Origin of the sequence: Frankia sp. AiPs1 (assembly GCF_023716945.1) — a bacterium.
GTDB lineage: Bacteria > Actinomycetota > Actinomycetes > Frankiales > Frankiaceae > Frankia.
Genome location: NZ_JAMQQF010000104.1, coordinates 1 through 14909, shown reverse-complemented (window position 1 = coordinate 14909; position 14909 = coordinate 1). Strand labels below are relative to the sequence as shown.

Here is a 14909-nt window from a genome sequence, read left to right as displayed (position 1 = left end):
AGTGTGCCGGGCGCGGTGTCCGGACGCGGGCCGGCGATCCCGGTGTGCCGCACGGCGGCGAGCTCGCGGGCCAGCGCCGCCAGCGCGCCGGGGGTCAGCGTCTCCGAGCCGACCTGCCCGTCGAGCATTCGTGCCTGGGCGTCCGGGTCGAAGGCCAGCAGGGCGAGCCCGGCGGCGGACCGGTGGGCGGGCACCGATCGGCCGTCCGAGTTGAGCGAGAGCGTCTCGTAGGCATGGCCGAAAATGCTGTCGAGATAGATGACTCGCTCACCGAGGAGCATGGCGAGATCGACCCGGTGCCGTGTGCGCTCGAACAGCTCGACGAGGTAGGGCTTGATCGGCTGCACCAGCCGCTCGTGCAGACCAGCGTCGACCCAGCCGCCCAGCCGCAGGGCGAGGTCGCCGAGGGCGTAGCCGCCCCGGCTGCGCACGACCACGCCCTGCACTTCGAGCACTCCCAGCAGCCGGTGGACGGTGCTCTTCGGTAGCTCGCTTCGCCGGCTCAGCGTGGCGAGGCTGGCTTCACCGCCAGCGTCGAGAAGTATCCGGAGCAGGGTCATCGCCCGGGCGACCGAGCTCGTCACCTGACCGTCCGCGACCGTCATGAACGACAGGTGCCCGTGCTGCAGGGACGGCCACCCGGCGCCGCAGGCGACAGCGGAGACCTGCGCGGAAACGACGCAGCGCGGATGGGTGTCGGCCGCACGTACGCCTTTCGAGGGGAGCTGGCGACAGCCGACACAGTACCTCCAGAAGATTGTCGCCGGGGGCAGAAAGGCCCGGGGGTCGCCACCGCGGCGCATGGACTGTGAAGATCCTCGCGATTATCACTCGACTGGCGACCGGACGCGCCGACACATCCGCATACATTTGCCGACCCGCGCCATCGATCCAACGTCGCCGATCGTAAACCATTTCAGACGGGCCGGTCCAGGATCGAGGATAGGCGTTCGGCGGGCCACCGCGAGGTTTTACGGCGGAACTCGTGGGTGCACAGCCCGCGCCACTCGACCCTGGTCTCGGACACGGCGCACCGAGTGCCCTGGTCATCCACTTACCTTTGTCTTCCGGGAGCCGTCCGGGACAACCCGGCCCACGACGGCATCGGATACAGAATGTGGCACGCGTCACGGTCGAGTCGCCGAGCGGGACAAGGCAGTCGGGAATCCGACTGCGGTGGCACCTGCGCGCGGCCGGCCCGCCTGATCAGGGCAGGAGGTGCCTATCGGGTAAGCGGGCTACGGTAAAGGTTGCCTGGCAGCGGGCACGTCGTGCCCACAATGCTCACGACCGGCGCCAGCCCGCGCCGGGACCGATCGGCAACCACGTGGGCAACGCTGCTGGCACCGTCATCCGGCCGCCGCGCCGACCGTTGCCCGGGTGTTCGTACGCCGAGAGGACTCGGAACACTTGTCGTGCCGTCCGCCGGATTGTGCGCAAGCACTTGCACTGACGAACCGCTTCGCTATCATACTGATGATTCGAAACCCGAGATTCGGGCCGGTGTCCGACTATTTGACACGCCGGAGTGCGGTACTTCCCGCGGCGCCCGGCCACATCTATTTCCCGGTCACCGCCGTTCCCTTTTCCGCTGTCCGGATACGGGCGGAAGACCATGGCTGCCGGCTGGCGTCAATTCTCGTTACTCCGCCAGGTCTCGTCCGTCACCCGTGTGCCACCGCGTTCTGACGCCCGCCGGAACGGCTGCAATGGAGACACTCGGAAATCCTCGTCGCCCCACGACCGCGACACCAATTCTGTCCTGCGGGCGGTGATCGGAGACGGCTCGCTCACCGGCCATGACATCGCCGCCGCCGAGGCGGCGCTGCGCGACGCGGCGGCCCGCCCCGGTCCGGTCGCGGTCCACTGCGTCACCCGCAAGGGCAAGGGCCACCCGCCGCCCGAGCCCGGGTGGGGCAGGGTTCTGGCTGGTGGTCGAGGGGTGCCCCCAACGGGATTCGAACCCGTGCTACCGCCTTGAAAGGGCGACGTCCTGGGCCACTAGACGATGGGGGCGCGGTGACGATCACAACCGGGGCAGAGCAGTGGCTCAGCCACATCGTCGATCGTCTGAAGCACTGCAAGCATAGGGGATGGTCAGGGCGGCCGACAAACCGTCCGCGCTGGGTCCGGTCAGTGGCCACCGGCGGCGTGGGCGCGCAGGGCCGGGCGCGGGTCGGCCCAGCGGTAGCGGGAGTGGAAGAACGCGCGCACCGGCCGGCCACCGATCGCGATCGAGTGGGTGATGCGCACGCTGCCGGCGTCACCGCCTGCGTCGGCGAGGTCGAAGAAGATCGTGACGTCGTCGGCCCCCTCCAGCGGGGTGTTCGGGTCGTAGACGCGCAGGGACACCGCCGTGTCGATCTGGGTGTAGGCGTAGGCAAGGACCTGGTGGTTCAGGCCGAGCTGCAGGGGATCCGCCGAGTGGACGGTGATGACACCGATCGGGGCGAGCCGGCCGGAGTCGAGATCGAGCCGGATCCGCGGCCACTCGTCGGCGAGGCTGCGTCGACCCACGCCAAGGCGGCCCAGCGCGCTGCCAGGACGGGACCCGGGCCGCGTCGCGCTGCCGGAGCGTGGCAGCGGGTAGGTGTCGGCGGCTCGCATGAGGCCGTAGTACCGGGCTACGCCGCGGGGCAGGTCGAAGCTCGCCAGCAGCCGGCGCACGAGGTAGCCGTACAGCGGTGAGCCCCGCCGGGGCGGCTCGACGTCGGGTGGCACGGCGAGGCCGGTCTCGAACAGGTCGCGCACCGCGAAGATCATGCCGCCGCACAGGCCGCGGCTGGCGTCCCCGATCCCGAGGCGCCGGGGCATGCCGGGCAGCCGCAGGGCCAGCAGCGGCTGGACGTCGAAGCTGTTCGTGAACCGGAAGGCGCTGGCACCGGGCAGGAACCCGGGCACGGCAGACCGAACCACCCAGCTCCGGGGGCGGTCACGGTCCATGGTGCGGCCCCTCGCTCGACCCCGTACCGCCTGGACGGACCAGAGACGGCGGGTGCCGGTCATCGGTCGGTGAACGGCGCCGCCAGGCTGCGGCGGCCCCGTCCGACGTCGTCCCCGCGTACGCCGAGGCCGGCGGACGGCCCATCGGGCCGTCCGCCGGTTCCCCAACAGGACCACCCTGCGCCCTCCCGGTGCTCAGGTGGTCCTTGACGCGGACATCGCCGCAGACCGGACACCGACCGCGAACCGGACCTCGCCCGACGGCCTCCCAGCCGACCGGGCAGCCCGGTACTCGAATCTTCACACTTCCTTGACGTCGGGTGACCTCAAGGTGGGGGCCCGGACCGGCCGACCTGTCCGGTTCTCAGCGAACGGACGGCCTCTCGGACCTTCGGCCCTGTTCCACGAGGTCGGACCACCGACACCCTCGCTCTGGCGGCGGCTGCCGCCCGACGAGGGAAGGAGGTGCTTCCGGCTACGCGCAGGTCAGCGGGATCTAGATGTCGCCTCCGATGCTCGGGACCCCCTTCAGCAGGGCACGCACCTCGGCCTCCCGGTACCGGCGGTGCCCACCAAGGGTCCGAATCGACGTCAGCTTGCCGGCCTTCGCCCACCGGGTCACGGTCTTCGGGTCAACCCGAAACATCGTGGCTACCTCGGCGGGCGTCAGCAGCGGCTCGGCGTCCGGCGTTCGTGTCGTCATTGTGTTGGCCTCCCGTCACAGAGCGTCGCTCCGTCCCATACAGATCGTGCATCCTTCGGGGGCATTTCGGACATGGCACGTCAGGACCATCTGCTGACTAGTCACAGCTCGTCCGAAGCGGACGGCAACTCTCAGTTAACGGAATGCGTCGATCAGCTTGCGGATTCCCGCGCCTGCAAGGGTCTCCACCTCATCAGGACCCGTTCGTAGGCTTCGACCGCTAGGTCTGTTCGCCCACGGCGTAACGCGCTGACAGCCTCGACGATGTCCTCTACCGAGCTGTCGCGCCGAAGCATGTCATCGTCGAGCAGGTCAACTAGCCCGTCGTAGTCCAGTTCGACCCTGCTCTGCGGATGGAAGGACCCCAGCCAACGGGCCAGGTCGCCGATGCCCTCGACCGCGGGGGCCTCGCTCGAACCGCCCCGCAGCGTCTCCACCGCCTCCACCGCGCGGCTCGCCCGGCGCCGGGCCAGACTCATCGTCGTCCGGTAGATCATCGACCGCTCGGCGGTGTCCCCGGTCACCAGCGACCGTTCGGCCGGGTCGAACAGGAGAAACCACGGCGGCGGCACCATCCAGGTGCACGTCTGGACGTGGACCTTCAGGCTCGGCCGGCGGGCCTTCCAGCGATCCAGCTCGATCTCGGCCGGCTCGGTGATCCGCCGCGGCAGGAACGCCTCGGCGACCCGCTCGGGCAGCAGGCCACGAAACTCCAGCGCCGCCTGCCACACCCGCAGCTGGGTCGACCAGGGGCAGACGAACATCAGCCCGTCGATCCACTGCACGAACGCCGACTCGTCGGCCACGTCGAGGGTCGGCCGGATGGTCGCGACCAGAGCGACGGCGCGCTCCCGGCGCGAGCCGGCCCGCCGGGACGGCGGCCCCGCGGCCGCGTAACGCTGCCAGCGCCCGCGCTCCGCGGCCGGAAACGCCGCAAGCGGCTCGTACACGCGCAGGTATGCCGCGGGCGAGACGACAGCCATCTCAGCTCCCACTGACCGCGTCCGGCCCGAGCCCCCGCCACGCGCGGCTGGCGCGACACCCACCCCGCGGGGCGAGCCCCGTCACGCGCCGCAGCGCCGCGGACGACACCCACCCGGATGCCCTGGAACCTGGCATGGCTCGATCCTGGCACGTCCACACGCAAGCCGTGCGCGCTACCGGGGCCGTAGGGTTCGCCAGGACCCGGCCGCCACCGCCGCTGCTCGCCCAGCCGGCCACCGACCCGTGGGTCCGTCTGGCGGACGGCACCGCGACGGTCCGGGTCTCTGGCCGGGTCCGTCCCCAGGAGGTGCACCATGACATCGCTGTTCGGTGCCGTTCGCGACCACGAACAGGTGCTGCTGTGCTCGGACCGGCAGGCCGGGCTACGCGCGATCATCGCGGTCTACTCGACCGCGCTGGGCCCCTCCCTCGGCGGCACCCGCTTCCACCCCTACGCCGACGACGACGACGCGCTCGCCGACGCCCTGGCGCTGTCCCGGGCGATGGCCTACAAGGCCGCCTGCGCGGGTCTGGACCTCGGCGGCGGTAAGGCGGTCATCATCGGCGACCCCGCCCGCGACAAGTCCGAGCCGCTGTTGCGCGCCTTCGGCCGCCAGATCGCCTCGCTGGGCGGGCGTTACATCACCGCCTGCGACGTCGGCACGTACGTCGACGACATGGACGTCATCGCCCGCGAGACGCGCTGGGTGACCGGACGCTCGCCGGCCCACGGCGGGTCCGGCGACTCCGGCGTGCTGACCGCCTACGGGGTCTTCGAGGGCATGCGCGCCGCCGCCCGGCACCGGTGGGGGACGGCGGACCTCGCCGGACGCCGGGTGGGGATCAGCGGCGTCGGCAAGGTCGGCCGTCGCCTCGTCGGGCACCTGGTGGCGGACGGAGCCTCGGTGATCGCCGCGGATGTCGACCCGGCGGCCCTGGCCCGGCTGCGCGCCGAGTTCCCGACCGCACAGATCGTGACCGACCCCGACGAGCTGTTCGACCTCGACCTCGACGTCTACTCGCCGTGCGCGCTCGGCGGGGTGCTGAACGCCGAGACGATCGGCCGGCTGCGCGCGGAGATCGTCTGCGGCGGGGCCAACAACCAGCTCGCCACGCCCGAGATCGGCGGGCGGCTCGCCGACGCCGGGGTGCTCTACGCGCCCGACTTCGTCGTCAACGCCGGCGGACTCATCCAGGTCGCCGACGAGATCGAGGGGTACTCGCCGGAGCGGGCCCGGGCCCGGGCGGCACGGATCTTCGACACCACCACCGAGGTTCTCCGCCTCGCCGAGGACGAGGGCGTGCCGCCGGCGAAGGCGGCCGAACGGCTCGCCGAGCGCCGGATGGCCGAGGTGGGCCGGCTACGGGGGCTCCTGCTGCGCTGAGTCACGCGTGCTGCGCCGAGTCACCGATGCCGTGCCGAGTCACGCGGGTCCGGCCCCGGGCCGGGGCACGTCCGCGCAGGTCAGGACGATCGAGGAGATGTGACGGTGCACACATCCCGGCACGGCGCGTCGGGCTGCTCACAAGCCGATGAGCGGCACCGATTCCCCGCTCGAACCCACCGGACAGCAGGCTTCACGGAGCGCTTCCGATCGTGGACATCTTGTCCGAGGACAGGCAACTGTCGGGTTGGCGTGCCGAGAAGCCTCCGGTCCCTGTAGTCTCGGGAAGCACGAGACAGTGAGAGCACCGGGGCGGGTCCCCGTCGTCATGTTCGAGGGGGTCGAGCCATGGGGCGCGGCCGAGCTAAGGCCAAGCAGACGAAAGTCGCCCGCGAGCTCAAGTACAACTCGCCCAATATGGATCTCGACCGATTGAAGGCGGATCTGGGCGCGGGCTCGACGCGCGAGAGCAACAGCGACGACGCGCACGTAGATGACGATTACGGATACGACGCTTATGCAGATGACGAGGATGATCGACATTCCTCTCGCTGACGTAGCGTCACGTCGGTAGTCGTCCCGCCGCGGCAGGCTCACCCCGGCGGTCGTCGCCGATGGTGGCGGCCCGGGCTTCGGTCCGGGTATCCACCGCCATGTCGCGATGCCTTCGTGCATGCGCGATGGCGCACGCTGCCGTGCCCATCGTCGGTGCGCGGCCGGGAAGCGCGGCGTCGGTTGTGCATGCGCCCGGTCATCGGCGCGTGCCTGTCGACGGGTGCCCCGGCGTCGGCACGCGAGTCGTCCTCCCCTGGGCGCGTGTACTCCGCGCAGACCGGTGGCACCCCAGACCGGTGGCACCCCGGTCGGACACCGCAGCCCACCGGAAATCCCACTGTGCCCTGATCCGCCGGCCGGCCGGGCGACGGATCGCCGCCGCGGCCGACTCTGGCCGGGCGACGCCCGCCGCGAGCGGCTCAGGCCGGGTGCTGCCCGATCAGACGGGCCCGGGTCCGAGGCGTGCTGTCCGCCCCCGGCTCGCCGACGGCCGCCGTGTCCCGCAGCCCGGCCGCCCCATGCTCACCGCCGGGATGGTTCTCGTCGGCCGCGGCACCGATCTCGCCGACGACCCACGAGGGCACCGCCCGCTCCGCGAGCAGCGCGAGCGCCTCGGGGACGGCGTCGGCTGGCAGCACCGCGACCATGCCGATGCCCTGGTTGAAGGTGCTCTCCATGTCCGCCTGGGTCACCGCGCCGCGCTCGGCGAGCAGACCGAAGATCGGTGGCACCGCCCAGGACGCGCGGTCGAGGGTCGCCACCAGGCCGGCGGGGATCACCCGGGCGATGTTCGCGGCGAGGCCGCCACCGGTGATGTGTGCGAAGGCGTGCACCTCCACCGCCGCCGCCAGGGCCAGACAGTCCTTCGCGTAGATGCGGGTCGGGGTAAGCAGCGACCGGCCGAGCGTGTCCCCCAGTGAGGGGACATATGACCTCAGACCCGCCGCAGCGGTTTCGGCGACCCCACCGGGCTGGCCAGAATCGACGGGACCGAACAAGATGTGCCGTACGAGCGAAAAGCCGTTGGAGTGGATGCCGGATGATGCCATCGCGACCACCACGTCCCCGGGCCGGACCAGCTCCGGCCCGAGCACGCCGTCGGCCTCCACGACCCCGACCCCCGTCGCGGCCAGGTCGTAGTCGTCGCTACCCATGAGCCCGGGATGCTCGGCGGTCTCGCCGCCGACCAGCGCCGCGCCGGCCTGCTCGCATCCGGCCGCGATCCCCGAGACGATCTCGGCGATCCGCGCGGGCACCAGGGCCCCGCAGGCGATGTAGTCGAGCAGGAACAGCGGCTCGGCACCGCAGACGACAAGATCGTCGACCACCATGGCGACCAGGTCGATGCCGACCGTGTCGTGCGTGTCGAGAGCGCGAGCGAGGGCGATCTTGGTGCCCACGCCGTCCGTGGACGAGGCGAGCAGCGGCCGCCGGTAGCGCGCCGTGTCCAGCGCGAACAGGCCGGCGAACCCACCCAGCGAGCCAACCACCTCGGGCCGCGTCGCCCGCGCGACGTGTCCGCGCATCAGCTCGACGGCCCGGTCCCCCGCGGACACGTCGACCCCCGCGGCCCGATACGAGGCGCCTGAGGGCAGCGGAGCACCCGTCGACATCGGAGTGGCTGTCGACGCCGGGGTGGCCGCCTCGGCCGTGATCCGCTCGGCTCCGTTCATGCCGGCCCCGTTCATGCCGGCCTCGCCCCGGCCGGCTCGGGCCGGTGCGCACCGCGGCGCTCCGCCGCCGACGGCGGGTCCAGACCGGGCACGGGCGCCCGACCGTTCTCCCCTCGGGTCGGCGGGCCGTCGACCGCGCGGGTCACTGGGTCGACGCCGTCGGCCAGGCCGGCGCGGTCGGCCAGGCCAGCATTGTCGGTGAGGACAGCATCGTCGGTGCGGCGAGCGCCGTCGACCACAACAACATCGTCGGCCAGGACGGCATCGTCGTCATGGCCGTCCGGGGACGGATCGGCACCGTTCATGCCGAGCGTCACCTCCTGGCGCATCGCCTCGGCGATCATGTCCGCGGTCGTCTGCGCGCCGGCCATCGGCTCCAGGCGGTGTTTGCCAAGCTTGTCGGATTCGGTCAACGGCACCGGGTAGACGCCGTCGAAGCAGGCCCGGCAGAGGGACTCGGCCGGCTGGTGGGACGCGGCCACCAGGCCCTCCAGCGAGACGTAGGCCAGCGAGTCCGCGCCGAGCGAGGCGCGGATCTCCTCGACGCCGGCGTCGCTGGCGATGAGCTCGTCGCGGGTGGCGAAGTCGATGCCGTAGAAGCAGGGCCACCGGACCGGGGGTGAGGAGATCCGGATGTGGACCTCGGCGGCGCCGGCCTCGCGCAGCATTCGGACCAGCGCCCGCTGCGTGTTCCCGCGCACGATCGAGTCGTCGACGACGACCAGGCGGCGGCCCTCGATGACGTCGCGCAGCGGGTTGAGCTTGAGCCGGATCCCGCGCTGGCGGATCGTCTGCGACGGCTGGATGAAGGTGCGGCCCACGTAGGAGTTCTTGACCAGCCCCTCCCCGAACGGGATGCCGGCCTGCTCCGCGTAGCCGACGGCGGCCGGCACCCCGGACTGCGGCACCGGGATGACGAGATCCGCCTCGACCGGCGCCTCACGGGCGAGCTGGCGGCCCACGTCGACCCGGGTGGCGTGCACCGAACGGCCGGCGATCGCCGTGTCCGGACGGGCGAGGTAGACGTACTCGAACAGGCAGCCGTGCGGACTGGCCTCGGCGAAGGTGTGCGTCCGCACCCCGGCGGCGTCGATGACGATCATCTCGCCGGGCTGGACCTCGCGGACGAAGGTCGCGCCGACGATGTCGAGGGCGGCCGTCTCGCTGGCGACAATCCAGGCCCCGTCCGGGTGCTCGTCGAGGCGGCCGAGGACGAGGGGATGGATGCCGTGCGGGTCGCGGGCCGCGTAGAGGGTCGAGGCGTCCGAGAAGACCAGCGAGAAGGCGCCGGCGAGCCGGGGCAGCACGGCCCTCGCCGCGTCGGCGAGGGTGGGCCCGGGATGGTCGGCGAGCATTGCGGTGATGAGGTCGGAATCGGTGGTCGCGCGCAGCCGGTCCCGCCCGGCGCCGAGCCCACGCGCAAGTTCGACGATGTTGGTGAGGTTGCCGTTGTGGCCGAGCGCGATCGGACCGCCGAAGCGGGCCGTGCGGTAGGACGGCTGAGCGTTCTCCCAGGTGGAGGAACCGGTCGTCGAGTACCGGGTGTGCCCCACCGCCACGTGGCCGCTCAGGCTGGACAGGGTGATCTCGTCGAAGACCTGGGCGACGAGCCCGAGCTCCTTGAACACCACGACCGTCCGGCCGTCGCCGACCGCGATGCCGGCCGCCTCCTGGCCGCGGTGCTGCAGGGCGTACAACCCGTAGTAGGCCAGGTTCGCCACGTCCTCACCGGGCGCCCAGACACCGAAGACACCACAGGCGTCCCGGGGACCGGGATCATCGGACAGCTCGGACCCCGCTGCGGGGGTGGCGCCAAAGCGGGCGGCGACGTCTGGCACCAGGACTCCTCGGCTGGTCAGGGACACCGGAGAAATGCGGAGGGTTACGCGCGGGACCGCGTCCACGCCGGCCCGTCCTCACTCGTGACGAGACGTGGCGGACCGATTCCAGCCACCGCCTCGACCGGCAGCTACCTCTCTCCACGCTAGCAGCGACGACGCACATCGGCCCTTGCCTCGCGTGCCGGCCCTTTGCCCCACAGCCTCCTCCGCAGCCCACCCTTCCGTCACAACAGCGGCAGGTAACCGCTCAGATCGGCCCGCTCGCCACTGGCGGAGATCCGCCCGTCGGCCACGGCGTCGCCCCACGCCAGCCGTCCCGCGCAGAGCAGGACGAACGCGACCGGCCCGGCCTCCACGACGTTCGGCGGGGTGCCGCGGGTGTGCCGGGGCCCCTCGACCACCTGAACGGCGGCGAAGGGGGGCACGCGCAGCTCCACCGTGCGCCCGGGCACCCGGTGGACGAACAGCTCGGCGAACAGCCTCGTCACCGCCTTCAACGCCGGCCGCAGCGGCTCGACGCCGAGGTCGAGTCCGTGCACCACCGCCTCCACCGCCCGGGTGCGCAGGAACTCGGTCAGCAGCATCGGGCCGCCCGGGGTCGCGACCACCGGGTCGCCGTCGGTGACCCGGGCCAGCGCGGCCGCTGCCGCCGACACCTCGCCTGCCAGCCTCTCGCGCATCCCGGCGGGGTCGATCTGCGCCGCCAGGGCCCGGGCGGTGTCCGCGATCGCCTCCGCCCGCGCCCCGGTGCCGGTGAGGTAGTCGACCGCCGAGACCAGTCGCGGCGCGGGCGCGGGAGCCGCGACCGGCCCGTCGGCGGCGAACGGGGCGAGGGCCAACGACAGCGCGGTCGCCGACCGGCCGACGTGCATGACCAGCTCTGCGACCGTCCATCCGGGTAACACGCTCGGCGCGGCGAACGCGCCATCCGGTAGATCGGCCACGGCGCCGGCGACACGCTCCCACTGGGGCACGACGGCCGCGGCGAGCTCGGGCAACGCCGCCGAGGCGTCCCGACGGGGGGTGCGGGAGGGCATCGTCCCATCCTGCCGGTCGGCGCTGGCCCGAGTGGTGACGGCCGAGCGGTGACGGTCCGAGCAGTGACGGCCGAGCAGTCGAGCAGCGCTGGCCCGAGCGGTGACGGCCCAGGCTGTCACGGCCCGACCACGGCGCCGCGCGATCCGGGTCAACCCGCTCCCGCCCTGGGCGGCTCGGGAAGAAGAGGATGGGCGGGTGTCAGTGACCGCCGCACATGCTGCGGCAGACGTGTACGGGACCGCGGCGATCCGGCGGCGGGTGCTGGACGCCTGGGTCGCCTCGCCGGCCCGCTTCCGGGAGGACGCCAACGCGGAGGAGGATGCCGCCCTCGGCGCTTACCACGACCGTCTCGTGGTGGAGCTGCTGCAGAACGCGGTCGACGCGGCGGCCGAAGCCGGCGTGCCGGCACGGGTGCTCCTGCGGCTGAGCGCCGACGCCACCGCGCCGGAGGCCGGGCCCGGCGGCCTGTTGGAGATCGCCAACACCGGGGCGGCGCTGTCGGCCGCCGGGGTCGAGGCGCTGTCGACCCTGCGGGCCTCGACCAAACGTGACAGCGCCTCCGTGGGCCGGTTCGGTGCCGGATTCGCCGCGGTTCTCGCGGTGACGGACGAGCCCGCGATTGTCTCCCGCGGTGGTCCGGACCCACTGACGACCGGCGTGGCCTGGTCAAGGGCCCGGGTGATCGAGGCGGTGACGGCCCTCGCCGCGCCGGCCACCGCACCGCCCGGCGGTGACGTATTCAGCGGCGACGTAACGAATCGCGACGCAACGAATCTCGGCCCTCTCCTCGACCTTCCCGGCGGCGTGGGCAGCGGTGAGGCGATCCGCCTGGGCGAGGAGCTCGCCCGACGCGAGGGCGCCGTGCCGATCCTCCGGCTGCCGTTCACGATCACCGCCACGCCGCCGCCCGACGGTTACGACACCGTGGTCCGGCTGCCACTGCGCGACGGAGCCGCGGCGGCGCTCGCGCGGGAGCTGCTCGCGGGACTCGATCCCACCCTGCCGCTGGTGCTCGGTGGCCCGGGCGAGATCGTCGTCGACGTGGACGGCGCGGTGCGCACCGTCACCTGTCACTGGCTGCGCGGCGGTCGGGACGGTGGTCGCAGTGCGGCACCGGCGGGCAGGGCCGGGCCGGCCGGCGATCCGGTCACCGAACGCGTCGAGATAGCCGACCTGAACGGCGAGCGGTGGCGCGGGATCGCGCGCAGCGGTGTGATCCCCTCCGCTCTGCTCGCCGACCGCCCGGTCGAGGAGCGGGGACGGACGGGTTTCACCGCCCGGGTGATGGTCCGCGACGGCGGCTGGCCGGATGGCGTGGCCCGGGTGCTGCGGGCGCCGCAGCCCACCGACGAGCCGCTCTCGTTGCCGGTGCTGGCCAGCGTCGAGCTGCCGCTGGATCCGTCCCGGCGGCACACCGTCGGCGGCCCGTTGCGGGATCGGCTGACCGACGAGCTGGCCGCAGCCGCCGTGGTCCTGGCCGAATACCTCGGCACCGGGCGTGAGCCCGGCGTCCTGGCACAGGCCGGCGTCCAGGCACAGGCCGGCGTCCAGGCGCAGGCCGGTAGCAGCCCCGGCGAGCAGGCCGTACCGGTCGGGTGGGCCGGGCCAGGCGCACCAGGCGGACCGAGTACGCCAAGCGTACCGAGTACACCAAGCAGGCCGAGAATGCCAAGCAGGCCGAGTGCACTCGGCGGGCCGGGCGGGCAGCCGCCCGATCCGTTGGCCGCCCTGGCCCTGATTCCGACGGGACTCCCCCTCGGCGAGGTCGACGGACGGCTGCGCGAGTCCCTGCTGCGGCTGCTCCCCGACTCGGGGCTGTTCCCCGGCGCCCTGCGCGGCCGGGACTGCTCAGTGGCCGACCTCGGCCCCGCCACCGACGCCGTAACCGAACTACTGCGCGCCCCCGGCCCCGATGCCGACCCCGCCGGCCAGAGCGACCCCGCCAGCGCGGCCGATACCGCCAGCCCGGCCGATCCGATCGCCTCGGGCGGTCCGATCGCCTCGGGCGGTCCGGGTACGGGCACGGATCCGGATGCGGTCGGGGCCGAGCTGGTCGCGGGCCTGCTCCCGGCGGCATACGCCGCTCGGCAGTGGCGCACCGCGCTGGACCTGCTCGGCGTCCGGCGGGTGGACAGCGCCGCACTGGTCGAGCTGCTGTCCGGGATCTCCCGCCCGCCGGACTGGTGGGGACGGCTCTACCCCCTGCTGGTGGCGGCGCCGGACCGGGACGCCCTGGGGGCACTACCGGTGCCGCTCGCCGAGATCAGCGCGGACGGGCCCGACGCGGCCGACGCACTCGCCGCCCCCGCGGCGGCGGGGCCGACCGGCGACGGCGGCCTGCGGACCCGCATGGTCACCGGACCGCGCGGCACTCTGCTGCCCACCGCCGATCTCGACATCGTCGCCCTGGTGCGCTCCGGGCTGCCGTTGCGGGTAGTCCACCCCGATGCCTGCGCCGGCGGCGCTCGGGACGCGTTGCGCACGCTGGGCGCCCTGGAGGGCACGCCGGCCGGGGTGCTACGCGATCCGGCGGTGCGCGAGGCGGTGCTCGACGCCGAGCCGGACGACCACCCGGAGGACCTGCTGGCGCTGGCCGCCGCCGTGCTCGCCCTGATCCGCGACGCGGGCGAGGAGCACCCGGCGGAGCTCGGCTGGCTGGAGGACCTGCTGCTACCCGCCGCCGACGGCGAGTTCACCCCCGCCGGGGAGCTGCTCGTCGAGGGGGGTCCGCTCGACCGGGTGCTGGCCGAAGACGCTCCGTTCTCGACGCTTGCGCCCGAGATCGCCCGGGCGTGGCCCGCGCAGGTGCTGGCGCGGGTCGGCGTGCTGCATTCGTTCGGCGTGCTCCGGACCTATGACCTGCCACTCGACGCCGACGAGCAGGTCCTGCTCGATCTCGACGACAGCGACATCTGGGTCGACGACGTGGCGGCGGACGACCACGGCGGCCCGCCGGAGGGCTCGGCGAACCTGCGCCGCCCGCCGGCGGAAGGTCCGCCCGCGCCGGCCATGATCGGCGTGTTCATCGCAGTGCGCGACCTCGAACTCGTCGACCGGGCGGCCTGGCCCGAGGCGCTCGCCGAGCTGGCCCGCCCGCCGCTGCGCGAGGCCGTGTTCGCCCCGGAGCCGTCGTACACCCGGTGGTGGCTGGCGCGGCACGCGGTGCTGCCTGTGGCGGGCACCGGGCGGGTGCTGCCGCCGCGCGAGCTGCTGCTTCCCGCCGCCGATCCGCTGCTCGCCGGCCTGTTCGCCCCCGCCGCCCCGCTGGCCGGCGTCGATGACGAGTTCCTGCGCCACCTCGGCGCCCGGCTCACCCTCGACGACGTCCTCGGCGACCTCGGCGCGGTCATGGATCTCCTTGACCGGTTGGGCGACGCCGACCGGGATGTCCCCTGGCCGGCCGCGCGGACGCTCTACATCGCCGCGGTCGACGCCGTGGCCCGGGTGCTCGCGGCACCGGACCGGTCCGCGGGCGGCGAGCGGTTCGACCCGCCGCTGACCGTGCGGACACCCGAGGGGGTCGTGCCGAGCGGGCAGGCCGTCGTCGTGGACGCGCCCGACCTGCTGGGCCTGCTGGGAGACGGCCAGGGCGCGCTGCGGCTGCCGCTGGACCGCGCGGCCGAGGTCGCCCACGTCCTCGGGGTGCCGCTGGCCTCGGACATCGCTGCCTGCGAGATCGCGGCCGACGGAGCCGGGGCCGCCGCCACCGAGTGGGGCCTTCGCCTGCGGCCGCGCTAGCCCTTCAGGCCGGCGAGGATGCGGGAGATCACCTCGGGGGTGATGGGGG

Annotated in this window: 10 protein-coding genes and 1 tRNA gene; 3 read left to right on the top strand and 8 right to left on the bottom strand. The window is 73.2% G+C overall.

The window, feature by feature from the left end; genetic code table 11:
- The 5 genes from ND748_RS12515 to ND748_RS12495 all read right to left on the bottom strand — a co-directional run.
- On the bottom strand, positions 1 to 584 hold a 584-nt coding region (locus ND748_RS12515), incomplete at its 3' end, for an IclR family transcriptional regulator (protein WP_251745963.1).
- A 1359-nt stretch (positions 585 to 1943) separates the two neighbouring features.
- Positions 1944 to 2016, bottom strand: a tRNA-Glu gene (locus ND748_RS12510).
- A gap of 117 nt (positions 2017 to 2133) precedes the next feature.
- Positions 2134 to 2943 carry a hypothetical protein gene (locus ND748_RS12505; RefSeq protein WP_251745962.1) on the bottom strand — a complete coding sequence of 270 codons (810 nt, stop codon included), beginning with the start codon at positions 2941 to 2943 and terminating at the stop codon, positions 2134 to 2136.
- Between the two features lie 496 nt (positions 2944 to 3439).
- Positions 3440 to 3646 (bottom strand): developmental transcriptional regulator BldC, encoded by a 207-nt coding sequence (gene bldC, locus ND748_RS12500; RefSeq protein ID WP_009741343.1) that lies wholly within the window; start codon positions 3644 to 3646, stop codon positions 3440 to 3442.
- 152 nt (positions 3647 to 3798) lie between these two features.
- Positions 3799 to 4629: a hypothetical protein gene (locus tag ND748_RS12495; RefSeq protein ID WP_251745961.1), complete on the bottom strand. Its 831-nt coding sequence runs from the start codon at positions 4627 to 4629 to the stop codon at positions 3799 to 3801.
- A 315-nt stretch (positions 4630 to 4944) separates the two neighbouring features.
- Between ND748_RS12495 and ND748_RS12490 the strand changes: the two genes are divergently transcribed.
- Together ND748_RS12490 and ND748_RS12485 are read left to right on the top strand one after the other, a co-directional pair.
- Positions 4945 to 6015: a Glu/Leu/Phe/Val dehydrogenase dimerization domain-containing protein gene (locus tag ND748_RS12490; RefSeq protein ID WP_251745960.1), complete on the top strand. Its 1071-nt coding sequence runs from the start codon at positions 4945 to 4947 to the stop codon at positions 6013 to 6015.
- Positions 6016 to 6363: 348 nt separating this feature from the next.
- Positions 6364 to 6570 (top strand): DUF3073 domain-containing protein, encoded by a 207-nt coding sequence (locus ND748_RS12485; RefSeq protein ID WP_251745959.1) that lies wholly within the window; start codon positions 6364 to 6366, stop codon positions 6568 to 6570.
- Between the two features lie 419 nt (positions 6571 to 6989).
- On the opposite strand, the gene purM is transcribed toward ND748_RS12485, so the two are convergent.
- The 3 genes from purM to ND748_RS12470 form a co-directional block, all read right to left on the bottom strand.
- Positions 6990 to 8183, bottom strand: coding sequence for a phosphoribosylformylglycinamidine cyclo-ligase (gene purM / locus ND748_RS12480; RefSeq protein ID WP_251745964.1), 1194 nt, complete (start codon positions 8181 to 8183; stop codon positions 6990 to 6992).
- A gap of 71 nt (positions 8184 to 8254) precedes the next feature.
- Entirely contained in the window at positions 8255 to 10081 is a 1827-nt protein-coding gene (purF, locus tag ND748_RS12475; RefSeq protein ID WP_251745958.1) for an amidophosphoribosyltransferase, read from the bottom strand.
- Positions 10082 to 10308: 227 nt separating this feature from the next.
- On the bottom strand, positions 10309 to 11241 hold the full coding sequence (locus tag ND748_RS12470; protein ID WP_251745957.1) for a sterol carrier family protein: 933 nt from the start codon (positions 11239 to 11241) through the stop codon (positions 10309 to 10311).
- Between the two features lie 76 nt (positions 11242 to 11317).
- Between ND748_RS12470 and ND748_RS12465 the strand changes: the two genes are divergently transcribed.
- The gene (locus ND748_RS12465) at positions 11318 to 14860 is read left to right on the top strand and encodes a sacsin N-terminal ATP-binding-like domain-containing protein (protein WP_251745956.1); all 3543 of its coding nucleotides are present in this window, start codon (positions 11318 to 11320) and stop codon (positions 14858 to 14860) included.
- The last annotated feature ends 49 nt before the right edge of the window (positions 14861 to 14909 follow it).